The 26,413-nt window shown below is 67.9% G+C and carries 18 protein-coding genes; 5 read left to right on the forward strand and 13 right to left on the reverse strand.

Going from position 1 to position 26,413, the window contains the following annotated elements:
• Nucleotides 1-73: 73 nt before the first annotated feature.
• From prmA to A9976_RS06940, 3 genes are all read left to right on the forward strand, one after another.
• Nucleotides 74-964 carry a 50S ribosomal protein L11 methyltransferase gene (gene prmA / locus A9976_RS06930; RefSeq protein ID WP_183018393.1) on the forward strand — a complete coding sequence of 297 codons (891 nt, stop codon included), beginning with the start codon at nt 74-76 and terminating at the stop codon, nt 962-964.
• A 75-nt stretch (nt 965-1,039) separates the two neighbouring features.
• Nucleotides 1,040-2,428, forward strand: a complete 1,389-nt coding sequence (locus A9976_RS06935) for a zinc-ribbon and DUF3426 domain-containing protein (protein WP_183018394.1) — start codon at nt 1,040-1,042, stop codon at nt 2,426-2,428.
• A 35-nt stretch (nt 2,429-2,463) separates the two neighbouring features.
• Entirely contained in the window at nt 2,464-3,366 is a 903-nt protein-coding gene (locus tag A9976_RS06940; RefSeq protein ID WP_012203428.1) for a carbohydrate kinase family protein, read from the forward strand.
• 97 nt (nt 3,367-3,463) lie between these two features.
• On the opposite strand, the gene A9976_RS06945 is transcribed toward A9976_RS06940, so the two are convergent.
• The 10 genes from A9976_RS06945 to A9976_RS06990 all read right to left on the reverse strand — a co-directional run bounded on the left by A9976_RS06945 (nt 3,464) and on the right by A9976_RS06990 (nt 19,571).
• Complete coding sequence (locus A9976_RS06945) at nt 3,464-4,678, reverse strand: hypothetical protein (RefSeq protein ID WP_183018395.1); 1,215 nt, start codon at nt 4,676-4,678, stop codon at nt 3,464-3,466.
• 177 nt (nt 4,679-4,855) lie between these two features.
• The gene (locus A9976_RS06950) at nt 4,856-5,947 is read right to left on the reverse strand and encodes a ribonucleotide-diphosphate reductase subunit beta (RefSeq protein WP_012203430.1); all 1,092 of its coding nucleotides are present in this window, start codon (nt 5,945-5,947) and stop codon (nt 4,856-4,858) included.
• Between the two features lie 206 nt (nt 5,948-6,153).
• A complete protein-coding gene (locus A9976_RS06955) occupies nt 6,154-9,075 on the reverse strand; it encodes a ribonucleoside-diphosphate reductase subunit alpha (protein WP_183018396.1) in 2,922 nt (973 codons plus the stop codon).
• 529 nt (nt 9,076-9,604) lie between these two features.
• Nucleotides 9,605-10,240, reverse strand: coding sequence for a 1,6-anhydro-N-acetylmuramyl-L-alanine amidase AmpD (gene ampD / locus A9976_RS06960; RefSeq protein WP_183018397.1), 636 nt, complete (start codon nt 10,238-10,240; stop codon nt 9,605-9,607).
• Complete coding sequence (locus tag A9976_RS06965) at nt 10,227-11,759, reverse strand: sigma-54 dependent transcriptional regulator (protein ID WP_183018398.1); 1,533 nt, start codon at nt 11,757-11,759, stop codon at nt 10,227-10,229. The genes ampD and A9976_RS06965 overlap by 14 nt, the downstream gene beginning before the upstream one ends.
• The gene (locus A9976_RS06970; protein ID WP_183018399.1) at nt 11,759-13,522 is read right to left on the reverse strand and encodes a PAS domain-containing sensor histidine kinase; all 1,764 of its coding nucleotides are present in this window, start codon (nt 13,520-13,522) and stop codon (nt 11,759-11,761) included. The genes A9976_RS06965 and A9976_RS06970 overlap by 1 nt, the downstream gene beginning before the upstream one ends.
• A gap of 2 nt (nt 13,523-13,524) precedes the next feature.
• Complete coding sequence (locus A9976_RS06975; RefSeq protein ID WP_183018400.1) at nt 13,525-13,785, reverse strand: PP0621 family protein; 261 nt, start codon at nt 13,783-13,785, stop codon at nt 13,525-13,527.
• The gene (locus A9976_RS06980) at nt 13,782-14,597 is read right to left on the reverse strand and encodes an inner membrane protein YpjD (protein ID WP_183018401.1); all 816 of its coding nucleotides are present in this window, start codon (nt 14,595-14,597) and stop codon (nt 13,782-13,784) included. The genes A9976_RS06975 and A9976_RS06980 overlap by 4 nt, the downstream gene beginning before the upstream one ends.
• An 83-nt stretch (nt 14,598-14,680) precedes the next feature.
• Nucleotides 14,681-15,607, reverse strand: coding sequence for a diguanylate cyclase domain-containing protein (locus tag A9976_RS06985; protein WP_183018402.1), 927 nt, complete (start codon nt 15,605-15,607; stop codon nt 14,681-14,683).
• Nucleotides 15,600-19,571, reverse strand: a complete 3,972-nt coding sequence (locus tag A9976_RS06990; protein ID WP_183018403.1) for a response regulator — start codon at nt 19,569-19,571, stop codon at nt 15,600-15,602. The genes A9976_RS06985 and A9976_RS06990 overlap by 8 nt, the downstream gene beginning before the upstream one ends.
• Before the next feature lie 255 nt (nt 19,572-19,826).
• Between A9976_RS06990 and ffh the strand changes: the two genes are divergently transcribed.
• Nucleotides 19,827-21,221: a signal recognition particle protein gene (gene ffh, locus A9976_RS06995; protein ID WP_012203439.1), complete on the forward strand. Its 1,395-nt coding sequence runs from the start codon at nt 19,827-19,829 to the stop codon at nt 21,219-21,221.
• Nucleotides 21,222-21,327: 106 nt separating this feature from the next.
• Entirely contained in the window at nt 21,328-21,882 is a 555-nt protein-coding gene (locus tag A9976_RS07000) for a C40 family peptidase (protein ID WP_183018404.1), read from the forward strand.
• 313 nt (nt 21,883-22,195) lie between these two features.
• Here A9976_RS07000 and A9976_RS07010 read toward each other — a convergent pair whose 3' ends face one another.
• Genes A9976_RS07010 through A9976_RS07020 form a run of 3 tightly spaced genes read right to left on the reverse strand, consistent with a single transcriptional unit; the run spans nt 22,196 to nt 26,381 of the window.
• Entirely contained in the window at nt 22,196-22,870 is a 675-nt protein-coding gene (locus A9976_RS07010) for a DUF1266 domain-containing protein (protein WP_183018405.1), read from the reverse strand.
• Nucleotides 22,867-24,096 carry a hypothetical protein gene (locus tag A9976_RS07015; RefSeq protein ID WP_183018434.1) on the reverse strand — a complete coding sequence of 410 codons (1,230 nt, stop codon included), beginning with the start codon at nt 24,094-24,096 and terminating at the stop codon, nt 22,867-22,869. The genes A9976_RS07010 and A9976_RS07015 overlap by 4 nt, the downstream gene beginning before the upstream one ends.
• On the reverse strand, nt 24,093-26,381 hold the full coding sequence (locus A9976_RS07020) for a tetratricopeptide repeat protein (RefSeq protein WP_183018406.1): 2,289 nt from the start codon (nt 26,379-26,381) through the stop codon (nt 24,093-24,095). The genes A9976_RS07015 and A9976_RS07020 overlap by 4 nt, the downstream gene beginning before the upstream one ends.
• Nucleotides 26,382-26,413 lie beyond the last annotated feature (32 nt).

A 26,413-nucleotide genomic window follows, 5' to 3' on the forward strand; every position in this document is an offset into this window, starting at 1 on the left:
GATTGACCCTGCATGCTGGCCCCCGGCGACGGCGGCCAGCATTTTCATTTATTGCATAGAAAAGGATGGGCCCATGTTCGAGTTGAGCCTGCTGTGCCCGGAAGACCGGGTTGAGACCATCAGCGATGCGCTGGATGCGCTGGACGCCCTGAGCGTATCGGTGGAGGATGCCGACGCGCAGACGGAGGCCGAGCAAGCCCTGTTCGGCGAGCCCGGCATGCCGCCGCCCAAGGACGGCTGGCAGCGCAGCCGCCTGGTGGCGCTGTTCCCCTCGCAGCAAGCGGCCGAAGAGGCGCGTGATCTGCTGCTGCCCCAGGACTTCTTCGAGGGCTGCAGCATCATCGCCGTCAAGCAGGTGCCGGAGCAGGACTGGGTGCGCCTGACGCAGTCGCAGTTCGCCCCGGTGGACATCACGCCCGAATTCTGGATTGTTCCCACCTGGCACGAGCTGCCGCCCGAGGCGCGCGTGAGCATCCGCCTGGACCCGGGCCTGGCCTTTGGCACGGGCACGCACCCGACCACGCGCATGTGCCTGCGCTGGATCGCCCGCCAGCCGCAAGGCAGTCTTGGCCGCACGCTGGACTACGGCTGCGGCTCGGGCATCCTGGCCATTGGCGCTGCCAAGTTCGGTGCCACCGACATCGACGCGGTGGACATCGACCCGGCGGCCGTGGAGTCCACGCGCTACAACGCCGATGCCAACGCCGTGCAACTGAAGGCGGGCCTGCCCGATGCCGGCAACGGCGAATACCGCACCGTGCTGGCCAACATCCTGGCCACGCCGCTGAAGGTGCTGGCGCCGCTGCTGTGCGGCCGCGTGGCAGCGGGTGGAAGCCTGGTGCTGGCCGGTATCCTGGAGCGCCAGGCCGACGAACTCAAGGAGGCCTATGCGCCGTACCTGGCGCTGGAAGTGGCCGACAGCGAAGATGGCTGGATCCTGATGACCGCGCGCCGCGCGGCCTGATTTCCGGCCCTAGTCCCCGCGCGGCCGCCGCCTTCGTGGCGCGGGCCGCGAGCAGCTGCCTACAATCGATCGCTGATGAGCCAAGTCACCCGCTGTCCTGCCTGTGGAACCCGCTTCAAAGTGGTGGCCGACCAGCTGCGAATTTCGCAGGGGTGGGTGCGCTGCGGCGTCTGCCATGAAGTGTTCGATGCCTCCGAGGACCTGCAGCCCCTGCCCACGGCACCCGTGAACGCGGCCGGCACCTCGGTGGCCGGCACTCCGGTGGCCGGCGGGGCATCGCACAACCCGGCCGAATTCGAGGACGATGACATCCGCGAATTCAGGGAATCCATGTGGCTGCCGACGGCGCCGAGCGGATTGCCGGGGCGGGTTGCATCGGGTACTGCTGCACCTGTTGCGCCCTCTGTACCTGCCGCACCTGCGGCACCTGCGGTATCCACCGCAACGACGGCTGCGGCTGCCAGGGCCGAGCCTTCGCCGTCCATGCCGCCGGCCGAGGTGCCGGCTCCTGAGGCTCCGCCTCCGTCCCCTGTGACCGCGAAGGACCCCTCCGCCAGCGCCGCCGAAGAGTCGGGCAGCGCGCTGCCTGGAGCGTCGCTGGTGGACGAGATCCTGGCTGCGTCCCGGGCAGCGCCGAAGTCCCCGCCCGCCGCCCAGGCCGAGCAGGCCGTTGACGGCCTGCTCGGACCCGAGCCTGGCACTGCGGCTCCTGTGCCCGCACCGGCAAAGGATGAGGAAGGCGCGCCGTTCACACGGCCCCATAAGCCATCTGATAAGCCATCCGACAAGTCGTCCGATGCGCCTGCGCCGTCCGTGCCGACCGGCCTGCTGCGGGAATCGGAATCGGAGTCGCAGGCGCAGGCCTCCGTGCCTTCGCCGGAGTTCTCCCGCTGGCCCGACAGCGATGGCGAGGGCAGCGGTGAGGCTGCGGCCGCGCTGCCCGAGGCCGAGCCCGGCTTTGTGCGCCAGGCGCGCCGCAAGGCCTTCTGGCGCCGGCCTGCCGTGCGCGTGGCCCTGGTGCTGGGCAGCCTGCTGGGCGCGGGCGCATTGGCAGGCCAGGTGATGTGGGGCCAGCGTGATGCGCTGGCCGTGCAGCATCCTTCGCTGGCGCCCACGCTGCAGGCCCTGTGCGCCATGGCGGGCTGCGAGCTGCAGCCGCGCCGCCAGATCGGCGATGTGGTGATCGGCAGTTCGGGCTTTCGGCAGCTGCCGCGCAGCGGCCAGTACCAGTGGAGCCTGAGCCTGGAGAACCGTTCCGACTTCCCCGTGGCCATGCCCGCTGTCGAACTCACGCTCACCGATGCCCAGGACAAGCTGCTGCTGCGGCGCGTGATCCGGCTTGACCAGTTCGGCGCGCCCGCGCAGATCGAGGGCCGTGGCGAGTGGAGCGTGACGGCCCCGGTCGAAGTGCAAGGCCTGGAGGCGGCCGTGGCCGGCTATCGCGCCCTGGTTTTTTATCCCTGAATCCCCCTGACTTTTCAAGAAAGCCGAGACACACCATGGCCGCTCTCATCTGCGGATCGCTTGCGTTCGACAACATCATGACCTTCGAGGGAAGGTTTGCAGACCAGATCCTGCCTGACCAGTTGCACATCCTCAATGTGTCCTTCCTGGTGCCCACGCTGCGCCGCGATTTCGGCGGCTGCGCGGGCAACATCGCCTACGCCCTGCGCTTGCTGGGCGGCGATGCCTGGCCCATGGCCATGGTGGGCAGCGACGGCGCCGACTATGTGCAGCGCCTCGACGAACTGGGCGTGCAGACCGCGCACATCGGCCAGCTGCAGGACACGCACACGGCCCAGTGCATGATCATGACGGACCGTGACAACAACCAGATCACGGCCTTCCACCCGGGCGCCATGATGCAGGCCCACGGCAACCGCATCACGCCAGAGCTCAAGGAGCAGGTGCGCGTGGGCATCATTGCACCCGATGGCCGCCAGGCCATGCTCGAGCATGCCCAGCAGTTCAAGGCGGCCGGCATTCCCTTTGTGTTCGATCCAGGCCAGGGCCTGCCCATGTTCGATGGACAGGAGCTGCGCAGCTTCATCGAGCAGGCTGACTGGGTGGCCGTGAACGACTACGAGGCCCGCATGCTCAGCGAGCGCACGGGCTGGAGCCTGGAGCAGATTTCCGGACAGGTGCAAGGCCTGGTGGTGACGCTGGGGGCAGAGGGCTGCGAGGTCTGGGTGCAAGGCGCCAAGACCCTGGTGGCGCCGGTGCAGCCCGCCGCCGTGGTCGATCCCACGGGATGTGGCGACGCATGGCGTGGCGCCATGCTGTTCGGCCTGGAGCGTGGCTGGGACCTGGTGCGTTGCGCCGAACTGGGCAACCGCCTGGGCGCGCTCAAGATTGCCAGCCGTGGCCCGCAGAACTACGTGCTGGACTTCGCCCAGCCCTGAAGCCGGGATCGCCAGGCGGCGGCGCAGCCGCCGTCTTCACAATGAAAAAAGCCCGACTCCAAAGAGCCGGGCTTTTTGCTTTGAGACCGGAAAAGTCTCAGGGCTTGTTGCCTGTGGGGAAGGGCCATGCGGCTTGGGGAGCCAGGCGGGTTTGCGCGATGGGCGCGGGTGCGGCAGCGGGAGCTGCAGGCGCGGCAGCGGCGGGAGCTGCTGCGGCCTTCTTGGGGGCAGCGGCCTTCTTCGGGGCTGCAGCCTTCTTGGCGGGAGCGGCAGGAGCTGCTGCGGCCTTGGCGGGCGCTGCGGCAGGCTTGGCAGCTGCAGCGGGCTTCTTGGCAGCAGCAGGAGCGGCAGCCTTCTTGGCGGGAGCAGCGGCCTTCTTCGCGGCAGGTGCAGCAGGTGCAGCAGCCTTTGTGGCAGCAGGAGCGGCGGCCTTCTTGGCAGCAGGAGCAGCAGCCTTCTTGGCGGGAGCAGCGGCCTTCTTCGCGGCAGGAGCAGCAGCCTTCTTGGCGGGAGCGGCAGCCTTCTTGGCAGCAGGAGCAGCAGCCTTCTTGGCAGGAGCAGCGGCCTTCTTTGCGGCAGGTGCAGCAGCCTTCTTGGCAGGAGCGGCAGCCTTCTTTGCAGCAGGAGCAGCAGCCTTCTTGGCGGGAGCGGCAGCCTTCTTGGCAGCAGGAGCAGCAGCCTTCTTGGCGGGAGCAGCGGCCTTCTTTGCGGCAGGAGCAGCAGCCTTCTTGGCAGGAGCGGCAGCCTTCTTTGCAGCAGGAGCAGCAGCCTTCTTGGCGGGAGCAGCGGCCTTCTTTGCAGCAGGAGCAGCAGCCTTCTTGGCAGGAGCGGCAGCCTTCTTTGCAGCAGGAGCAGCAGCCTTCTTGGCGGGAGCAGCGGCCTTCTTTGCAGCAGGAGCAGCAGCCTTCTTGGCGGGAGCGGCAGCCTTCTTCGCAGCAGGAGCAGCAGCCTTCTTGGCGGGAGCGGCAGCCTTCTTCGCAGCAGGAGCAGCAGCCTTCTTGGCAGGAGCGGCAGCCTTCTTTGCAGCAGGAGCAGCAGCCTTCTTGGCGGGAGCAGCAGCCTTCTTCGCAGCAGGAGCAGCAGCCTTCTTGGCAGGAGCGGCAGCCTTCTTTGCAGCAGGTGCAGCGGCCTTCTTGGCAGCAGGAGCTGCAGCCTTCTTCACAGCAGGTGCAGCAGCCTTCTTGACGGGTGCTGCCTTGGCAGTGGCCGTGGTTTTCTTCACGGTTTCAGCCTTGGGAGCAGCCGCCTTTTTGGCAGTGGTTTTCTTGTCGGTGGGGGCCTTGGTGGAGGCCGTCTTCTTCGCAGTTGCCATCATCTTCTCCTTCGTTGATTTGCACAAAACACTTCGGGGTACGGGGCTCCGAAGCGATCCAAAGCGATGTGGAGTGACGCATCGCAATGAACACGGAGACGCCCCACGCCGCAACACCATCGGTATTGCAAAAGCGTGAAGCGCGTCATGGTTCGCATTGTGCCTGCAGAGAAGCGATTAATCCCAGGAAAGTGCGCCTCCGGTTTGATACTCGATGACGCGTGTCTCAAAGAAGTTACGTTCCTTCTTCAAATCGATCATCTCGCTCATCCAGGGGAACGGGTTTTCCTCGTTGGGGAACAGGGCCTCAAGGCCGATCTGCGTGGCGCGGCGGTTGGCGATGTAGCGCAGGTAGCCCTTGAACATCGATGCGTTCATTCCGAGCACGCCGCGCGGCATGGTGTCCTCTGCGTAGCGGTATTCCAGCTCGACGGCCTTGACGAAAAGCGCCGTGATTTCTTCCTTGAATTCGGGTGTCCACAGCTGTGGATTTTCGAGCTTGAGCTGGTTGATCAGGTCGATGCCGAAGTTGCAGTGCATGGACTCGTCGCGCAGGATGTACTGGTACTGCTCGGCGGCGCCGGTCATCTTGTTTTGGCGACCCAGCGCAAGGATCTGCGTGAAGCCCACGTAGAAGAACAGGCCCTCCATCAGGCAGGCGAAAACGATCAGCGACTTGAGCAGGGTCTGGTCGGTCTCGAAGGTGCCGGTCTTGAAGGCGGGATCCATGATCGCTTCGATGAAGGGGATCAGGAATTCGTCCTTGTCGCGGATGGAGGGGACTTCGAGATAGGCGTTGAAGATCTCGCCCTCATCCAGGCCCAGCGACTCCACGATGTACTGGTAGGCGTGGGTGTGGATGGCTTCCTCGAAGGCCTGGCGCAGCAGGAACTGGCGGCATTCGGGCGCCGTGATGTGGCGGTAGGTGCCCAGCACGATGTTGTTGGCGGCCAGCGAATCGGCCGTCACGAAGAAGCCCAGGTTGCGCTTGATGATGCGGCGCTCGTCCTCGGTCAGGCCGTTGGGGTCCTTCCACAGGGCGATGTCGCGGTTCATGTTCACTTCCTGCGGCATCCAGTGGTTGGCGCAGGTGGCTAGGTACTTTTCCCAGGCCCACTTGTACTTGAACGGCACCAGCTGATTGACGTCGGTCTTGGCGTTGATGATGCGCTTGTCGGCGGCATTCACGCGCTTGTGTGTGGTGCTGGGCGCAGCCTCCGCGCCGCTGGGCGTGTTCGAGAGGGTGGCGTCGTCGTCAAAGGTCAGCATTGCAATTTTCTCCGGCATGCCCTGGGGCATATGTTCAGTTCATTCGGTGCGAAAGAGTCCTCTCTTTCTGCTCCGGTCAATGTAGGACCATGGGTGGCCTGGCGTGTTGAGCAGGCCCAAGGTCCATGGCGAAGATCCTGCGCATGGCGCTGGCTGGCGGGCAGGGCGCGGGGCCTGCGCCGTGGCGAGGCCCCGCGCTGCGCGGCTTACTGGCAGGCTTCGCAGCCGGGATCGTCGATGGCGCAGAACTTGATGTCCGTCGCCGGTGCCTGGGCGCGTGCGGCGGCTGCCGCGGCTTCCAGGGCGCTGGAGGTGTTCACGGCGGCAGGCTGTGCGGCGGCGGCCGAGGGCACGGCGTTGAGCACGCGGCTTTGCACCGTGGACTTCTCGATGTTGGTGGCGCTGGTGGTGCGCAGGTAGTAGGTGGTCTTCAGACCGCGCAGCCAGGCCAGCTTGTAGGTGTCGTCCAGCTTCTTGCCCGATGCACCGGCCATGTAGATGTTCAGGCTCTGGGCCTGGTCGATCCACTTCTGGCGGCGCGCGGCGGCCTCGACCAGCCAGGTGGGCTCGACCTCGAAGGCGGTGGCGTACAGGCTCTTGACGTCCTGGGGCACGCGGTCGATGGGGCGCAGCGAGCCGTCGAAGTGCTTGAGGTCCATGACCATCACGTCGTCCCACAGGCCCAGGCGCTTCAGGTCACGCACCAGGTACTGGTTGATGACGGTGAACTCGCCGGACAGGTTGGACTTGACCGACAGGTTGCCGAACGAGGGCTCGATGGAGGCATCGACGCCGACAATGTTGGAGATGGTGGCCGTGGGCGCGATGGCCACGCAGTTGGAGTTGCGCATGCCGTGCTGGCCGATCTTGGCGCGCAGCGCATCCCAGTCCAGGCGCGAGGAGCGGTCCACTTCCACATAGCCGCCGCGTGCCTTCTCCAGCAGGTTCAGCGTGTCCAGCGGCAGGATGCCCTGGTCCCACAGCGAGCCCTTGTAGCTGGAGTACTGGCCGCGTTCCTTGGCCAGCTCGGTGGAGGCCCAGTAGGCGTAGTAGCAGATGGCTTCCATCGACTGGTCGGCGAACTCCACGGCCGCGTCGCTGGCGTAGGCGATGCGCATTTCATAGAGTGCATCCTGGAAGCCCATCAGGCCCAGGCCCACGGGGCGGTGGCGCAGGTTGGAGTCCTTGGCCTTCTGCACGGCGTAGTAGTTGATGTCGATCACGTTGTCCAGCATGCGCATGGCCGTGGTGATGGTCTTGCGCAGCTTGCCGTGGTCGATGGCGCCATCGACGATGTGGCGCGCCAGGTTGACCGAGCCCAGGTTGCAGACGGCAGTCTCGGTGTCGCTGGTGTTCAGCGTGATCTCGGTGCACAGGTTGGACGAGTGCACCACGCCGGCGTGCTGCTGGGGCGAGCGCACGTTGCAGGGGTCCTTGAAGGTGACCCAGGGGTGGCCGGTCTCGAACAGCATGGACAGCATCTTGCGCCACAGGTCCATGGCCGGGATGCGCTTGAACAGCTTGAGTTCGCCGTTGTCGGCCTTGGTTTCGTAGGCCTTGTAGGCGTGCTCGAAGGCGGCGCCGAAGAGGTCGTGCAGGTCGCCGACATCGGAGGGCGAGAACAGGGTCCAGTGGCCCTTTTCCATGACGCGCTTCATGAACAGGTCGGGAATCCAGTTCGCCGTGTTCATGTCGTGCGTGCGGCGGCGGTCGTCGCCGGTGTTCTTGCGCAGTTCGAGGAATTCCTCGATGTCCAGGTGCCAGGTCTCCAGGTAGGTGCAGACGGCGCCCTTGCGCTTGCCGCCCTGGTTCACGGCCACGGCCGTGTCGTTGACCACCTTGAGGAAGGGCACCACGCCCTGCGACTCGCCGTTCGTGCCCTTGATGCGCGAACCCAGGGCGCGCACGCGCGTCCAGTCGTTGCCCAGGCCGCCGGCGAACTTGGACAGCAGGGCGTTTTCCTTGATGGACTCGTAGATGCCGTCCAGATCGTCGGGCACCGTGGTCAGGTAGCAGGAAGACAGCTGCGAGCGCAGCGTGCCGCTGTTGAACAGCGTGGGCGTGCTGCTCATGAAGTCGAAGGACGACAGCAGCTCGTAGAACTCGATGGCGCGCGCGTTGCGGTCCTCTTCCTGCAGCGCCAGGCCCATGGCCACGCGCATGAAGAAGGACTGGGGCAGCTCGATGCGCGTCTTGCGCACGTGCAGGAAGTAGCGGTCGTACAGGGTCTGCAGGCCCAGGTAGTCGAACTGCTCGTCGCGCTCGGCCTTGATGGCGGCAGCCAGGCGGGGCAGGTCGTAGTTCAGCAGCTCGGGGTTGAGCAGCTCGTTGTCCACGCCCTTCTGGATGAAGCCGGGGAAATACTCGGCGTAGGCGGCCTGGATATCGGCCGGCTGCACGTCACGGCCCATGACCTCGCGCACGATCGTGTGCAGCAGCAGGCGGGCGGTGACGTAGGTGTAGTCGGGGTCCTTCTCGATCAGCGTGCGAGCGGCCAGGATGGAGGCCTTGAAGACTTCTTCGATCGGCACGCCGTCGTACAGGTTGCGCAGCGTCTCGGCGACGATGGGGGCGGCCTGGATATCGGCGTTGAGGTTGCGGCAGGACGCCTCGATCAGCGCCAGCAGGCGGGCCTGGTCCAGCGGCACGCGCTGGCCGTTGTCGGTCACATGCAGCACGGGCGCCGGTGCGGCGGCGGCAGCCGCTGCGGCCTCGGCGGCCTTCTTTTGCTCGGCACGTTCCTGGTTGCGGCGGTCGCGGTACAGCACGTAGGCGCGCGCCACGTCGTGATGGCCGCCGCGCATCAGGCCCAGCTCGACCTGGTCCTGCACGTCTTCAATATGGAAGGTGCCGCCGCCCGGACGCGAGCGCAGCAGTGCGCGAACCACGGCCTGGGTCAGCTCGTCCACGGTCTCGCGCACGCTGGCGGAGGCCGCACCCTGGGCGCCGCGCACGGCCAGGAAGGCCTTGGTCAGCGCGACGGCGATCTTTTGTGGCGTGAAGGGCACCACATCGCCGCTGCGGCGGATGATCTGGTAGCCGTCCTGCACGGACAGGTGATGGGCGGAGGAAGGATTGGCAGCATCACCGTGCGCAGCGGGAGCCAAAGAATTCAGTGCTTCTTGCATGAGTTTCCTCAACGGGTGTTTGTGGATAGAACAGACGCGGGCCTGCACTTGGGGCAGGCTTGCTGGGAGATGGAATCGGGGTCGGATGTGCACACCGTTTTCACAGGGTGTTCACAGCTTGTGAACACTAGATATGGTGTCCAGCGTGCTTTGGAGCACTACCTGTAGTGTATCGCCGTCTCATGTACACGGGGTACTTACAGCCGGAAAACCGCTGTTTGCGCTGCGCCAAACGGGTGCGCGACATACAAGCCAATAGCAGCAGATGCCCGCTGCGCGGTGGCTTGCGGGCGATGGCCCGTCGCGAGCCGCAGCAGCCTTGACCCGGCGCCGGTCGGACCGCTGAAAGCCCCATGGACAGTGGGGCTGCGCCACATGCGTGAATTTGTAAAAAATGATCAGCCACCCGCTGCGTGCGCCTGGCGCGCCACATCGGTTGCTTTCTGGATTGACAGACCGTTTGTCCTCTGCCTGTGGACAAGCGGCATTGGCTGCAAGACCTGGCGGTGCCTGCGATGAGGGTGTGTGCTTACGTGTCGGGCTGGCCCGCGCCTGGCGGCAGTTGCCAGTTCGCCGTGGCATGGTGATGGGCCAGCAGCCTGCGCAACCGCTGCCAGTCGAAGCCGGGGCCCGGATCGCATTTGCGGCCCGGCGCGATGTGCTCATGGCCTGCGAGATGGGCCACGGGGTAGCGCGCCGCGATGGCGTTGCACAGGGCATCGAGCGCCGCGTACTGGGCCGCCTCGAACCGCAGGCCCTCCAGGCCTTCCAGTTCTATGCCGATGGAGTCGTCGTTGCAGCGGTCGCGGCCCCGCCAGCGGGAAGCGCCGGCATGCCAGGCGCGCGCATCGCAGTCCACAAACTGCCAGACCTCGCCCTGGCGCGTGATGAAGAAATGCGCCGACACCTCCAGGCCGCGTATGCCCTGGTAATAAGGATGGGCGTCCCAGTCGAGCTGGTTGGTGAACAGTTGCTGGACCGCGCCCGTGCCGTACTCGCCGGGTGGCAGGCTGATGGAGTGCACGACGACCAGATCGACCAGCGCCTGGGCCGGGCGCTCGCCAAAGTTGGGCGAGGGCAGGTGGCGGGCCTGCTGCAGCCAGCCGCCTTGCCAGGTCCAGGCCGGGGCCTGGGTGGCTTGTGCCTGCGGATCAGGACTCTCCATGGCTGCCTCCGTCCGCCTCGGCGCTGGCATCGCCGGGCAGGGCGATGTTCAGCCGGTCGATGCGGTAACGGATCTGGCGCAGGCTCAGGCCCAGCCGCGCGGCCGTGGCCGTGCGGTTGAAGCCGTTTTCCTGCAGCGCCTGCACCAGGATGCCGCGCTCGCGCTCGTCCAGCCAGGCCTGCAGGTCGCGGGGCAGGTCGGCATCGGATGGCTCTGGCGATGGCGGGCTGCCTTGCGGCAGGGGGCGCGAGGGTGAGGGAGAGGGCGAGGCGGATGCAGGCGGGGCTGGCGGCGTGCCGCAGGGCAGCTGCATCTCGGGATCTATGCGCAGCGGTCCGTCCTCGCCCAGCGTGATGGCGCGGTGCAGCAGGTTCTCCAGTTCACGCACATTGCCGGGCAGGGGCAGGCGGGCGATCTGCTCCACTGAGCGCTCGTCGATCTCGGGCATGGGCAGGCCGGATTCCTGCGACAGCCGTGCCAGCAGGGCGCGGCACAGGGCGGGCAGGTCTTCGCGCCGCTCGCGCAGCGGGGGCAGCAGCACCTCGATGACATTGAGGCGGTAGTACAGGTCCTGGCGGAAGCGCCCCTGCTGGACATCGGCGGCCAGGTCGCGGTGGGTGGCGCTGACGATGCGCACGTCGGCCGCTTCCTCCTGTGCGCAGCCCAGTGGGCGCACGCGTCGCTCCTGTATGGCGCGCAGCAGCTTGGCCTGCATGGCCAGGGGCAGGTCGCCGATCTCGTCCAGAAACAAGGTGCCGCCGCGCGCAGCCTGGAAGTAGCCGTCGCGGTCCTGGGTGGCTCCTGTATAGGAGCCCTTGCGCGCGCCGAAGAATTCGGCCTCCAGCAGGTTTTCGGGTATGGCGCCGCAGTTCACGGCCACCATGGGGCCGTGGGCGCGCTGGCTGCAGGCGTGCAGGGCGCGGGCCACCAGTTCCTTGCCCGTGCCCGACTCGCCATGCACCAGCACCGGTGCCATGCCGCGCGCCACCTTGGCAATGCGCTGCTTGACGGCCTGCATGGCGGGCGACTCTCCAACCATGGCATCCAGCGCCCCGCCGCCGCTGAGCACGGGGCCTGCAGCCGGCGTCGCCGAGGGGCTGCGCGCCGGCATCACGCCCGGTGCCGGCACACCGCCCACGCCCTGGGCGGCCGAGGCCACGACCAGACGGAATTGCTTGAGGTCCACGGGCTTGGTCAGGTAATCGAAGGCGCCTGAGCGCAGGGCCTCGACGGCATTCTCGGCGGAGCCGTAGGCCGTCATGACCACGCAGCGCTCGCGCCGCTGCTGGCTGCGCAGGTCCTGCAGCAACTCCATGCCCATGCCGTCGGGCAGGCGCATGTCGGTGATGACCACGTCGAAGCGCTGGGTCTGCAATTGCTCACGCGCCTCGCCCACGCTGGCGGCGGTTTCCACGCGGTAGCCTTCGCGCAGAAGGGTCAGTTCATAGAGGGTGCGCAGATCCGGCTCGTCGTCCACGACAAGGATCGATGCGGCAGCGGGCAGGGAGTTCAAAGGCATCACACCACAATCTGGTCAAACAGGGAGGCCGGCAGGGCCGAGGCCGGGCCGGCACGGAACACGATGCTGAAGGCATTGCCCTCGACAGGGCCGTGCGGCGTGGGCCGCGACAGCCGCTGGTAGCTGATGCTGGCATCGTAGCGCTGGCACAGCTCGCGGCAGATATACAGGCCCAGGCCGCTGGAGCGGCTTTCCGAAGAGAAGAAGGGCTCGAACAGATGGCGTTGCACCGTGGGCTCCAGCGCGGCGCCGTCGCTCCAGACCTGTAGCCAGATCTGGCCGCCTGCCGGCGCGCCGGTCAGCACTTGCAGCGTGTGTGGTTCGTGGGCGTTGCTGCGGTAGCGCCGGGCGTTGTCCAGCAGGTTCACCAGGATGCGGCGCAGATGCTCGCCATCGAACACCACGGTCTTCTCCCTGGCGTCCAGCAGGAGCTGGATGCTGCGCACGGGCTGACCCTGGGCCTGCCATTCCTGGCAAACCTGGGCCACATGCTGGTCCAGGGCCAGCAGACCGGCATGCGCCTCGCCAATGTGCTGCTGGGCCCGGGCGATGTTGAGCACGTCCTCGACGATGCGTGCCAGGCGCTCGGCATTCTGGCCCACGATGCGGCACAGCTGCTGCTGGGCCGGGTCCTGCGCCAGATCCTCGGCCAGCAGGGCATTGGCCTGGGTGATGGCGGCCAGCGGATTGCGGATTTCGTGCGCCACGGCGGCCGACATGCGACCCATGGAGGCCAGTTTTTCCGTGCGCAGCCGCGCCTCCATCTCGCGCAGATCATGCAGAAAGACCACGCACAGCTGCTGCAGCAGCGCGGGCTCGGCCGCGTGGGCGGCCTCGGACTGGGTGGCGACCTCGGTCAGCCAGGTGCGCAGGTGCAGGCCCGTCATGCCTTCCTGGCCGATGGACTGCAGATGGATGGCGGCCGAGATGGGCAGGTTCTGGGCAAAGCTCTGGGCCACGGCGTCCTGCAGTCGCTGCCAGCCGGAATGCTCCTTGAGGGCGAAGGGCAGGGCATGCGCGTCGGCCAGCCCCAGCAGGTGCAGCGCGGCCGGGTTGGCCTGCTGCACGCGGAACTGGGGATCGACCACCAGCACGCCTTCGCCCAGGTGGCGGATCACCAGGGCATTGACCTGTTCCTGGGTCTGGGCCTTGCGGCTGCTGTGCTGGGCCAGGTGGCGCTCGCGCCGCACGCGGCGCGCCAGTTCGTGCGTCAGATAGGCCACGGCGAAATAGCCCGCGCAGGCAAAGCTGGCCTGGTAGTAGGCCTGGGTGCTTTCTATGCGGCCTGCCACGTCCTGCCATGCCACCCAGCCCAGGGTCAGCAGCGTCACGCTGGCCGTGGTGGCCAGGGCCAGCGTCAGATTGCCCAGCACGGCCGAGATCAGGATGGGAATGGCCAGCAGGGCCGAATAGTTCAGCGGCCCGGTCTGCAGCATCTGCAGCAGGCAGATGGCTGCAATGTCCACGCCGATCACGGGCAGCCAGTGCACGCCGGCGCGGGGCGAGGGCGGCTGGGCGCGTGCCGTCAGCCGCAGCAGCAGCGTCAGCCCCAGGTAACCCAGGCAGACCAGCCAGACCAGGGAATTGCCAACGGGCTGCACGCTGAGCAGCGCCAGTTGCAGCAGCAAAAGCGCAGTGGCGATGAGCACGCGGCCGGTCAGGAAGCCCTGCCATAGCCGGACAAAGGGGGCGTTGGCGTCGTGCGGCGACTGCGCCGCAGCCTCGTCGATGGTGGGGGGCTGGGGGGGGGCCGCGGCCTGCATGCTCAGCGCCGTTGCGCCAGGGCCCGGTGCTCGGCGCTGCAGTAGCTGCGGCCTGCCGCCTCGATGGCTTCGCTGCGCGGCAGGTGCAGGCCGCAGTGCGCGCATTCGACCATGTCCTGTGGAGCCGCCAGCGGCGCATTGGCCGGGTTGGCCGGGTTGCGCGGCGCAGCGGCCTGGCGCCGCTCGCGCGCCTCGGCACGGCGCTGGCTGCGCCAGATGCCGACAGCCACGACGATGACGATCAGGACCAGCAGGTACTTCATGTGGTGCGCTCCAGAAGCACTTCCATGACGAAGCGCGATCCCGCATAGGCCAGCAGCAGCAGCAGGGCGCCTGCATAGAGCATGCGCACGGCGCTGCGGCCACGCCAGCCAAAGCGCGCACGGCCGATCAGCAGCACGGCGAAGGTCAGCCAGGACAGCAGCGAGAACACGGACTTGTGGTTCCAGACCCAGGCCTTGCCATAGAGCTGTTCGCCGAACAGCCAGCCTGCGGCCAGCGTGGCCGTGAGCAGCACAAAGCCTGCGGATACGAAGCGGAAGGTCAGGCGCTCCAGCGTGAGAAGCGGCAGGCCGCTGTCATGGCCACCGCCGCCCAGCCGCATGTGCTGCTCGGCGCGTGTCATCAGCGAGGCGTGGACCACGGCGGCCGCGAACAGTCCGTAGGAGGCAATGCCCAGTGCCAGGTGCAGCGGCAGCCAGGGCGAGGCGTTGACGTGCAGGGGCGTTCCCGGAAACAGCGCGGCCATGAGCACGGCGGCCGTGCCCAGCGCGGACAGCGCCAGCTGCGCGCGCATCTTGGGGAACAGCTGCTGCTCGACGCCATAGACGGTGAGCACCAGCCAGGCCGTCATGGACAGGGCCGGTGCAAAGCCGAAGTGAGGCTGCTCCCCGAGCAGGCTCCAGGCCAGGGCCAGGGCGTGGAGCACCCAGGCCAGGCGCAAGGCAACGCGGGCGCCGGCCTGGCTGATGCGTCGGGCGCCGGCGGCTGGCACGGCATAGGCCACGGCTGCGGCAAGCGCCAGCATCCAGCCCAGGGGCGATGCGTTGGCGGAAATCAGGGGGACGGAGAGCATCGTTCAATGATAGCTGTGGCTTTCCCGGCGCCGCTTGTGCAGGCTCAGAATCCGGGTGTCATGCGGTGGTTCGGCCCGCATTTTCAGGGCTCCATGGCTGCTGCGATGCGGTTGCGCCCCTGGGACTTGGCCTGGTAGAGCAGGCCGTCCACCTTCTGCAGCCAGGCTTGCAGCGGAGCGGTCGACGGCTGCCGCACGGTGAGCACGCCGCAGCTGACAGTGAGCTGCGGCGCCGTGGGAGAGGCCGAGTGTGCGATGGACAGGCGCAGCACTTCCTGGCGGAAATGCTCGGCCATGGCCGGGGCATCGCTTTCGCCGGGCAGGATGAGCGCGAATTCCTCGCCGCCGAAGCGCGCGGCCAGATCGTAGGGCCGGCGCGCATGGCGCTGCAGCGTGGCGGCCACGGCCTTGAGCGCCTCGTCCCCCTGGACATGGCCGTAGCAGTCGTTGTATTGCTTGAAGTGATCTATATCAATGAGCGCCAGGCCCACGGATTCCCCAGTGCGCAGGCTCCGCCGGTGGGAGCGCTCCAGCATGTCGTCGAAGTGGCGCCGGTTGGCCAGGCCGGTCAGCCCGTCCACCATGGCCAGGCGCTCCAGGGCCTGGCGCTGCAGGGCCAGCCGTATCTGGTTGCGCACGCGCACCTCGACCACGGCGGGGCGTATGGGCTTGGAGACATAGTCGGCCGCGCCCAGGCGCAGGCCGTATTCCTCGGCCTCGGCATTGCTCTGGCCGGTGATGAAGACGACGGCGATATGGGCCGTGCGCTCCTGGGCGCGCAGGGCGCCCAGCACCTCGTAGCCATTCATGCCGGGCATGCCCACGTCCAGCAGGACCAGTTGCAGGCGGTGGGCTTCGCGGTGGGCGATCGCCAGGGCACCGGGGCCATCCTTTGCCAGCAGCACGCGGTAGTCGGGGCTCAGCAGCTCGGCCAGCATGCCGCGGTTCAGCCGCTCGTCGTCGACGATGAGGACCGTGGGCTGCTCCGGCCCTGTCAGGGCGTCAAGCATCTGCAGCTCCCTGCGCGCTCCCCTGTGCGCTGCTGGCCAGGACCGCCGTCGTCGGCTGGCCCAGGCTGTGCGCCAACTGGTCCAGTTCCTGCAGTGCGGCCTCGGTCTCCAGGTATTCGGTGCAGCGCTGTATGCGCTGCAGCATGGGCCCATGGCGCTCGCCCACCAGGGGGCGCAGCCGATCGAGTTCGGCCAGGGCGGCGTAGTCGCTGTCGGCGATCTGCAGCCGCAGCCGTGCCAGCGTGGACGCTACTTCGTCAACGTTCACCGGGTGCCGCTGCGGGGTGGCCGGCGCGATGGGGACGGTTGCAAGGACGGGCAGCTCTCCCTGCCCGGACAGCACGGCAATTTCCGCCAGCAGGCCCTGCAATCCATCGGCCAGTGCCTGGACCAGAGATTCCATGTGGGTGCTTGGCCGGGCGTTTGTGCCGTCGCCATCGCCGTCGCCGTCGCCTGTCCGGGCGGCGTGTGCGCCGGTCTCGGCCATGGTCGACCATTGGACCAGCAGGTCCGCGCCCAGATAGCCCAGGCTGCCCTTGAAGGTATGCGCCAGCGACGCCACGGCCTCCCAGTCCCGGTGGCGTACGGCCTCGCGCAGCTTCTGCGGCGCTTCGGCAAAGTCGTGGGCAAAGCCTTCGATCACCTGCAGCATGCGCGGCGAGTGGCCGGCAAGGCATTGCCGCAAGCGCGCCGGGTCCCAGGCTGGGGCCGGAGTTGGCGCAGTGGGCGCAGTGGGCCTGGGGGCCGGGGTCGGCGCAGGCACGGTTGAACGGGGGTGCTGCGCGGACAGGCAGCGCTGCAGTGTGTCGTAGAGCAGCACATCGTCAACGGGTTTGGTCAGATGGGCATTCACGCCTGCAGCCGCGATCTGGGCGCTGTCCTCGGCATAGGCCAGGGCCGTCAGCGCAATCACCGGAAGATGCCGCAGCGCGCTGCGCGAGCGGATGGCGCGCGTGGCGCTGAGCCCGTCCATGCCGGGCATATGCAGGTCCATGAGCACGGCGTCGAAGGGCTGGCTGTCCAGCCGCTGCAGCGCCTGCAGGCCGTCCGCCGCCGTTTGTACCGACATGCCGGCCTGCTCCAGCAGCTCGGTGGCCACCTCGCGGTTGAGGGCGTTGTCGTCCACTACCAGCACCCTGCGCCCTGGCAGGCCCGGGTAGCGCTGCTGTGGCGACAGACCGGCAGCCGGGTCCGCGGGCTGGGGCGATTCGGGGTCCTGCAGCGTCTCTCGGATCGATGCCAGCAGCGCCGATGCGGTCAATGGCTTGATCAGCAGCCCCCGCAGGCCCAGCTGTGCGGCATCGCGCTGCACTTCGTCGCGCCCGAAGGCCGTGACCATGAGCGCCGCCGGGGTCGCGGCCAGGTGCTGTTGCTTGCGCATGCGGCGTGCCAGCTCCAGTCCGTCCATGCCGGGCATGTGCCAGTCCAGCAGAGCCAGGCCATAGGGCGATTTGTGGCGCAAGGCCTCTTCCAGCATGTGCAGCGCCTGCGCGCCATCCTCGGCCGTGTCGCAGCGCATGCCCAGTTTGCGTACCATGGCAGCCAGGGCTTCGCGCGCGCTGGCGTTGTCATCGACGATGAGAACGCCGCGGCTGTCCAGGGTGCAGTGCCCGTCGTGCGGCATATCCATGGCTGGAGCGACCCTGGCTGTGAAGTGAAAGCGGCTGCCCTGGCCGGGCTGGCTGGAGACGCCGATCTTGCCGCCCATGAGCTGCACCAGCCTGTGGCAGATGGCCAGCCCCAGTCCCGTGCCGCCGTGGCGTCGCGTGGTCTGGGTGTCGGCCTGGGTGAAGGGCTGGAACAGTCGCTCGGCCCGCGAGGCATCCAGGCCGATGCCGGTGTCGCGCACGCTCACGCACAGGTGGCTGCGCGCGTGCAGTGCATCGACATCGGTCTCGGCACCGATCTCGGCACCGATCTCGGCACCGATCTCGGCATCCACGGGCGACGGCGACAGGTGGATGGAAACCACCACCTCGCCATGCTCGGTGAACTTGATGGCGTTGCCGACCAGGTTGGTCAACACCTGGCCCAGGCGCAGCGGGTCGCCGCGCAGGCGCGGCGGCAGGCCCGGGTCCAGCGCGTAGACCACCTCCAGCCCCTTTTCCTCGGCGCGCAACGCGGTGGCGGCCGAGACGGTCTCCAGCACGTCGTCCAGTGCGAAGTCCACCTCCTCCAGCACCAGCATGCCGGCCTCTATCTTGGAGAAGTCGAGGATGTCGTTGATCACGGCCAGCAGCGCGTTGGCCGCGCGCTCCACCTTCTCCAGATAGCCGCGCTGGCGCGAGGTCAGCGCCGTCTGCTGCACCAGACGCGTCATGCCGATGACGGTGTTCATGGGCGTGCGGATCTCGTGGCTCATGGTGGCCAGAAAGTCGGACTTGGCGCGTTCGGCCGCTTCGGCGGCTTCCTTGGCCTGCCGCAGCGCCTGCTCGGCTTCGCGCTCGCGGGTGATGTCCAGCATGATGCCGTCCCAGACCATGCCCTCGTTGCAGCGCCGGGGCGCCGAGCGGCAGCGCAGCCAGCGGATTTCTCCCTCGGGCCTGAGCACGCGGAAGCGGCAGTCGAACACGCTCAGCGTATCGACCGAGTTTTGCATCATCTGCTGGTAGAGCGGCAGGTCCGCGGGGTGGATGGCATTCAGGTAGACCTGGCGGTCGGCCATGATGGCGCGGGCCGGCACGCCGATCAGGTTCTCGATGCCGGCACTGATATAGCTGAGCCGCAGGTGGTCCAGGCCGCCTTCGAGGCGGTAGATGGCGCCGCTGGGCAGGTTGTCGGCCAGGGCTTCCAGCCGGGCGCGGGCATCCTCGTGCTCGGAAAGGTCCTGCAGCGTGCCGCTCAGGGCGACGATGCGCCCCTGTTCGTCCCGGTGGGCACGGCCCAGGATGCGGGCAGAGAACCGCCGGCCGTCGGGACACCGATGGACCACATCGATGCTGTAGGACTGGCCGGTCGCTGCACACAGATGCACGGCAGCGGTGAGCCGGGCCAGGTCCTGGGGGCTGAGCATGTCGCGCATGGCCTGGCGTGTCAGCGGCGGGCCCTTGGGGTCCAGTCCGTTCATCACATACATCATCTCCGAGGCCTGGAAGCGCTCGGTCTCCAGATCCAGCGTCCAGCTGCCTATGCGGGCCAGCTGCTCGGCCTGGCGCAGAACGTCATAGCTTTTTTGCAGCTGGGCCTCGGTCTGGCGTATCTGCGTGATGTCGCGCGCAATGCCCAGCAAGCCCACGGTGTTGCCCCGGGCATCCCGGTAGGGGCTCTTGATGGCCTGGAAGATGCGGTGCTGTCCGCCGACCTGCAGATGCTCGTCCGATACCACGGGGACGTTGCTGTCCAGCATCCGGCGATCGCTGTCGCTGAAGTTGCTCCTGTCCTGAAAGAGCTCCTGGTCGGTTTTCCCCACGATGTCTTCGGGCGTGCGCTGGGTAAAGCGCGCCGCCGCGGGGTTGACGAAGACATACCGGCCCTGCAGGTCCTTGACGAATACCAGGTCGGGCGTCTCGCTCATGACGGCCGCCAGCAGGCGCGTCGAGTCCTGCCACAGCTGCGTGCTCTCCTTGACACGCTGCTCCAGTTGCATATTGAGCTGGCAGATCTGTTCGTCATGGCGCACACGTTCGCTGATGTCGTCCAGGGTGGCGAAGAACAGCCGCCTTCCCGATGGCGACTGGCAGTAGACATGGATCTCGGCCGGGAAACTGCTGCCGTCGCTGCACAGCAATCGGCCGGCGATGCAGGCCTGGCTGTCCACGGCCATGTCCTGCCACAGCGCGGTCAAGGGTTGTCCGGACATGTCCAGGCCGATGTCCGTCAGGCGCAGCCCAAGCAGTGCTGCCTTGTCGTGGCCCAGGCGGGAGCAGGCCTGGATGTTGGCGTCAAGCAGGCAGCCCTGGTCGTCAAACAGGAGAAAACCGTCGGGCACACGGTCCAGGAATTGGCGATACGGCGTATCGGGCATGAAGACTCCTAGGCGGTGGCAAGCCCGCATTGCGGGGTGATAGGCGCAAGCTATGGGGTAACGTGATGTTACCGCTGGCCAGGGCCCGCCGTGGGGCATGCAAGGCCGGTACTTACCCCGCCAGGGGCAGCGGGTAGAATTGCCGGGATCTGCAGGGTCCGCGCCGCGACCCGGCCCCGCCCTGTCTCCGGGCCCCGGCTGTCTGGTTGCGGCACGCCTTTTTCCTTTCCGACGACTCCAGCTCCTCCCCCGCTTATGGCCTCCGCACTGACCGACAAACTTTCGCGACTCGTCAAGGAGATGCGCGGCCAGGCCCGCATCACCGAATCCAATGTGCAGGACATGCTGCGCGAAGTGCGCATGGCCCTGCTCGAGGCAGACGTGGCCCTGCCCGTGGTGCGCGACTTCGTTGCGCGCGTCAAGGAAAAGGCGCTGGGCCAGGAGGTGCTGGGCTCGCTGCAGCCGGGCCAGCTGCTGGTGTCCATCGTCAACAAGGAGCTCGCCGCCACCATGGGCGAGGGCGTGGCCGACATCAACCTCAACGCCCAGCCGCCTGCCGTCATCCTGATGGCCGGCCTGCAGGGCGCCGGCAAGACCACGACCACGGCCAAGCTGGCCAAGCACCTGATCGAGCGGCGCAAGAAGAAGGTGCTCACCGTGTCGGGCGACGTGTACCGCCCCGCCGCCATCGAGCAGCTCAAGACCGTGACCGCCCAGGCCGGTGCCGAGTGGTTCCCCTCCACGCCCGACCAGAAACCGCACGACATCGCCGTGGCCGCGCTGGACTACGCCAAGCGCCACTTCTTTGACGTGCTGCTGGTCGATACGGCCGGCCGCCTGGCCATCGACGAGCTGCTGATGGCCGAGATCAAGGATCTGCACGCCACGCTCAAGCCGGTCGAGACCCTGTTCGTCGTCGATGCCATGCAGGGCCAGGATGCGATCAACACGGCCAAGGCCTTCAAGGAAGCGCTGCCCCTGACCGGCATCGTGCTGACCAAGCTCGACGGCGACTCGCGCGGCGGCGCGGCGCTGTCGGTGCGCCAGATCACGGGCGCCCCCATCAAGTTCGCCGGCGTGTCCGAGAAGATCGACGGCCTGGAGGTCTTCGACGCCGACCGCCACGCGCAGCGCGTGCTGGGCATGGGCGACATCGTGGCCCTGGTCGAGCAGGTCACCAAGGGCGTGGACATGGAGGCCGCGCAAAAGCTGGCCGAGAAGGTCAAGAGCGGCGACGGTTTCGACCTCAACGACTTCCTGGCCCAGATCCAGCAGATGAAGCAGATGGGCGGCCTGTCCAACCTCATGGACAAGCTGCCGGCACAGCTCACGGCCAAGGCCGGCCAGGTGGACATGGACAAGGCCGAGCGCGAGATCCGCCGCAAGGAAGGCATCATCTGCTCCATGACCGCCAAGGAGCGCAAGAAGCCCGAGATCATCAAGGCCACGCGCAAGAAGCGCATTGCCGATGGCGCGGGCGTGCAGGTCCAGGAAGTCAACCGCCTGCTCAAGGAGTTCGAGCAGATGCAGGAGATGATGAAGAAGATGAAGGGCGGCGGCCTCATGAAGATGATGAAGCGCATGGGCGGCATGAAGGCCATGAAGGGAATGATGGGCGGTGGTGGCGGCATGCCGAAGCTGCCGTTCTGATAGGCACCGCCTGAGCCGCCGGGCCGCGCGCTCCTTCACGCCAAGCCGCAGCGCAGCCTGCGGCTTTTCTTTTGGCCGCTGGGGCTTTGTGAGAACATGCAGCGCCATGAAGGCTGGTGTTTCGACTTCCCTTGCGGTGTCTCCGATGACCGGGGCGCGGCTATCGCGCCGTGACTGGGGTCTGGTGGCGGCCGCCGCGCTGCTGGCTGGCTGCTCGTCCGCTCCCCGCAGGGGCGCGGGCCCGGCGCCGGTGCCTTCGCCGCAGGCGCTCAATCTGGATGGCGAATTGCGCGAGGCGCTGCTGGCGCGCACCATGCTTGTGGTCAACACGCCCTATACCTATGGCGGCAATTCGCCCGAAGGCGGTTTCGACTGCAGCGGCCTGATCCAGTGGGCCGTGGGCGGCATCACCGAAAACCGCCTGCCGCGCACCACGGCGCAGTGGGCGCAGTTCAGCAATCCCGTGGGCAGCCGCAGCCTGCAGCGCGGTGACTTCGTGTTCTTCAACACCCTGGGCGCGCGCTATTCGCACATGGGCATCTTCGTGGGCAACGGCCAGTTCGTGCACGCACCGTCCAGCGGCGGCACGGTGCAGCGGGTGCGCATGGACAACACCTATTTCGCCAAGCGCTTCACCGAGGCGCGCAGCATCTTCGCCTGAACGCTGGCCGGGCGACGGGTTTGAGCCGGGTCGTCAATCGATGAGTCAATCAAGACTCCAGGGAAATCCAGGGTTTCGGAATGCGTATCAAGCTCGAATTCGCACTGCGCCTGCACCAGGCCAGGACTGGAGCCTCGGGCCTCGGCCGAGGGAACAGGGCGTGGCCTATCTCGAACGCGAAACCTTCGATGCCTTTCTGAAGCTGCCCGCGCTGCAGCGCCAGATGATGCGGGAAGTGCTCCTCGCCTTCGCCAAGGTGCATGGCGAAGGCTGAGCACCGGGCAGGGCAGGCGGCGCACGCACCTGGCGGCAGTCACCGGACGGCCTGCTGCTGCCAGGGCATGGCATGCCAGGGGTGGCGCGGATCGGCCACCCATTGCTGCACTTGCTCGGGCGTCACGCTGCACCCCAGCACGTCGGCGCGGCCACGGGCCAGCCACTGGCTGCGGCCGCGTGCATAGGCCTGGCCGAAGGCCTGCCAGCTGTCAAAGCAATCCCGCGCGCGGCATGCGTTCAGGTGCAGGATCTGCTGGTGCAGGGCTTCGTCCACCCAGCCCAGCAGCCAGGCGCAGCGCACATGGAAGGCCACGCGCGCGCAGGCAAAGGCCATGGCGGCATGGGGATCGTCACCGGCCTGCAGGCGCTGCAGGTCCAGTGTGAACCAGCGCTGGCGCAGGCCGTCGGGCAACTGGCGTGCGATCTGGGCATCGTCCAGGTCGGTGCGCAGGCCCAGGTGGTGCAGCACCATGGGGCGCAACTGGGTGGCCAGGGCGGAGTCGGCGCCGTTGAGCTGCCGGTCCGCAAAGCCGCCCTGGATGGCGTGAAAGGCCATGGGATGGGCCAGGGCCAGTGCCCAGTCCAGTGCCGCGTCACCGCTGCGGTAGCTGCTGAAGTCCCCGCGTCGGCGCGCCGCACGCAGGCGCCGCAGGCCGGCGCGCACTGCCCACCAGAGCAGTGCGGACAGCACAACAAGGGTGAAGGCGTTCATCGCGGATTTCCTGTCCTGCCCGGTGCTGCCGGCGATCCCGCCCGGCGGCGCGCCAGCTCCAGCGACTGCTGCAGGGCCGCGCTGCGCGGCATGCGCTCGAAGGCGGGCACGGGCACGGTGTCGCGGCGTGCCGCAACCAGCCATTGCATCAGGGGCGACCGGATGTCCAACTGCTCCAGCAGCGCCGGGTGGGACTGCAGCAGCCACAGCTGTTCGGCCTCGGTGTGCAGCTCGCTGGCCGCGCACCAGGCAGTTGCGCTGCCCGTGGCCAGCGGCTGTGCCGGTCGGCGCACGATGCCCATGGCCAGGGCGTCGGCTGGCGCCTCGCCATCGGTATCGAGGTGGTTGAGCAGCGCCAGCACATCGGCCAGGTAGCGCGCAATCGGCGGGCGGTTCTGCTTGCCCTTGATCTGGTCGATGCGCAGCCGCCCGTCGTCCCGCACCTGGGCGCTGACGGTGATGCGCGGCTGGGCCGTGCCCGTGCGGTAGCTGAACAGCCGCAGCCGGCCCTGCTCGCAGGCTTCGGCGTAGTGCTCGCCATAGCCGCCGCGCAGTGCACCGCGCTCGCTGAACTGGCCCAGGCAGTGGCGCATCATCTGGCTTTCATAGGCCATTTCGGCGCGCAGGTCCGGGCTCCTTGCATCGAATTCGACGAAGACACCCAGCTGGCCGCGCAGCAGCGGGCGCACGGCGCCGGGCCGGTGTTCGGCCCAGCCGCTGTCGCTTTTCCGGGCGAAGGCCAGGTGCTCCAGCGTCCAGCGCGCCAGTGCCTGCGGGCAGTTGATGCGCTGCAGCTTGCCCTCCAGCGCGGTGCCGCACCGGGTGGACAGGAACTCCAGCAGCCGGCTCTCCAGCGCCAGCAGGGGTGCGCTGTCGGGCTCCACCCACCACAGCGGCGCGCTGCCCTCGGCCGCAGGCCTGTCCGGTGACAGCGGCTGGCGGGCCGCATGTTCGCGCAGGCGCTCCAGCGCCCAGGCGGCAGGCTCGGCGCGCCGGTGCAGGCGCTGCAGCTCGGCCTGCGTGGACACGGGCTGCACGGCAGGCGGATCGGCGTCGAGGTTGCCGATCACATGGCGGTAGAAGTGGTTGGCCAGCCAGGCGGCGATCTCCTCGCTGTCGCCGCGTGCCGCGCTGCGCTCGCGGATGCGCTGCTTGATGGCCGGCGCATTGACCACGTCGCGCGGCCGATAGGCACTGGCGGTGTTGGCACCGGCGCCCGGGTTCACCACAGCTTCCACCAGGGCTTGCTGTCCGGGCGAAGCCGGAGGCAGCGCTTGAGGCCGTCCTGGGCCATCCTGTGCTCGGCCTCGCTGTCGTCGGGCGTGAGCTTGGCGATGGCCTCGCGGTGCAGGGCCACGGCCTGGTCGATGGGGCCACAGCTTTCCATGGCGCAGGCCAGGCGGCGCAGCGTGTAGCACTCGCCCAGGGCGCGCACTTCGGGCAGCAGGGCGTCCAGGCGCGGGCGCACCACTTCACCATGGTTTTCGGAGAAGAAGTCCAGCAGGGACATCAGCGAGGCCAGGTAGTCGCGCCGCTGTTCGCGCTGGTCGTCCTCGTCCAGTTCCTCGAACCACTGGTCCAGGCGTTCCAGCCAGATGCCGATCTCGCCTGCGCGGCCCAGCTGGTAGAGCGCCAGCGCCGCGCTGGGGAAGTAGTCCGTGGGGCAGTGGCGGCTGTAGCCGTAGTCCTGGGTGAAGTGCCACAGCTGCTCGGCCGCCGTGACGATGCCGGGGCGGTCGTCACGGCGGATGGCGCACCACAGCAGGCCGTCATGGTGTTCGGCGAAGGGGCTGCTGGACAGGCCCTTGTGGTGCAGGGCCGCCGCCTCGTCATAGCGCTGCTGCGAGCGGTACTTGATGGCCAGGTTGTTGCAGAGCATGGAGTAGACGTGCAGGTGCGCATCCTTGTACCGGCCCTGGCCGCTGGCCCAAAAGGCTTCGAAGCGGGCCAGGCCCTCTTCGTAGTAACGCTGCACCAGCGGCTCGCGCAGCTCGTCGTTCGGCACCTGCCGGCCTTCGCCCATGATGGCGGCCAGGTCGTCCTCGTCATCCAGTGTCACGCCCGCTGCATAGCACCAGTGGGCGCCATGGCCCTGGGGGAAGGGGCGCTGCAGCGCCTGCGCGGCGGGCAGCACGGCGAAGCGTGCGGCCCAGAGCATGGGCAGCAGTTCGGAGTTGGCGTGCCGGGGCTGGTCGGTCACGCCGCGCTCCAGCAGAGGCAGGGCCTGCTCCCATTGGTGGACCTTTGCCAGGCGCCAGCCGTCGATCAGGTCCAGCAGCGGGTGACCGGGCGCCTGGGTGCGCGCCAGGGCCAGGTAGTCGTCTGCGCTGCGCGGAGCAGCCGGGCTGTCTTCCAGGATCTCCTGCATGTCGGAATCCAGTCCCGCCCAGGCCAGGATCAGTGCCCAGGCCGGTGCATGGGCGGTGTCGCTGTCCACTCTGCGCAGTGCCAGCTCATAGCCCTGGCGGGCCGATCCGGGGCGGCCGTGCAGCACGCTTTCCAGCGCCAGGTCTGCCGCATCGGCCAGGCGGCCCGCCTCTTCCAGCCACTGCAGCACCAGGCCGCTGAAGGCATCGTCGGAGTCATCCACCAGGCCGAAGCGGCCCAGCGCGGCCAGCTGCAGCGCGGCCTCGGGCTGGCCCATGGCATGGCAGGCCATGGCCTGCAGCCGGGCCGCATGGACCTTGCGGTGCGTGCGCACCGCCTGCGATGCGGCGGGGCTTTCGGTGCGGGCCAGGTGCTGTTCCGCCGCCATGAGCACGGCCGGAACGCTTTGCGGGGCCAGCGGCAGGACCTCGCGCGCAAGGTGCAGCCAGTCGTCGAAGTCCACGTTCTGCTCTGCATCGGCCTGGGTCAGCTGCGCCGTGGCGGCCTGCACCTGGCGCACGGTGGCGGGCACATCGCCGCGCAGGCGGGCCAGCTCGGCCTTGCGCAGGCAGGCGCGCGCATCGCGGCGCGCGGGGGAGGCCTCGCCATCCGGGTCGCTGCGTTCATGCTGGCGCTGCAGGTCCACGCCTTGCTCGGCCAGCGCCCAGGCCTGGGCTTCGCGGGCCAGGTAGTGCCAGCCGTTCCAGTAGCGATAGGGCTCGCTGGCATGCGGCAGCCGGCCCATGAGATCGGCAGCGGGCGCGAGCAGGGCCACGCCGCCTTCACGGTCAAAGCGCAGCCGGCTCTGGATGTCGCTGAGCGCCAGGCTGGCCGTGGCCAGCAGGTTGTCGTCGCCCTGCAAGGGCTGCAGCGTGGCAGCGCGGTGTTCGCGCAGCAGGGCGTTGGCGGTTTCGGGCCGTTCCAGGTCCAGCCACAGATCGTGCAGACGCTCCAGCTCGCTCACTGTGGCCGGGGCGAAACGCTGCTGCGAGAGCAGCTCCATGACGGCCGCCTGGCGTTCGGCCGGGGCGATGGGACTGGCATCCTCCTCCTGCTGCAGCAGTTCGTGCGCCTGGTCCATGAAGGCATGCAGGGCTTCGCCCTCAAGGACGGCCTGGGAGGTGGCGGGCTGGGAGGTGTTCATGGAATCGATAGCAAGCAAGCGAAGCTGGAAAA

Origin of the sequence: Delftia sp. UME58, assembly GCF_014170385.1 — a bacterium.
GTDB classification, from domain to species: Bacteria; Pseudomonadota; Gammaproteobacteria; order Burkholderiales; family Burkholderiaceae_C; genus Comamonas; species Comamonas acidovorans.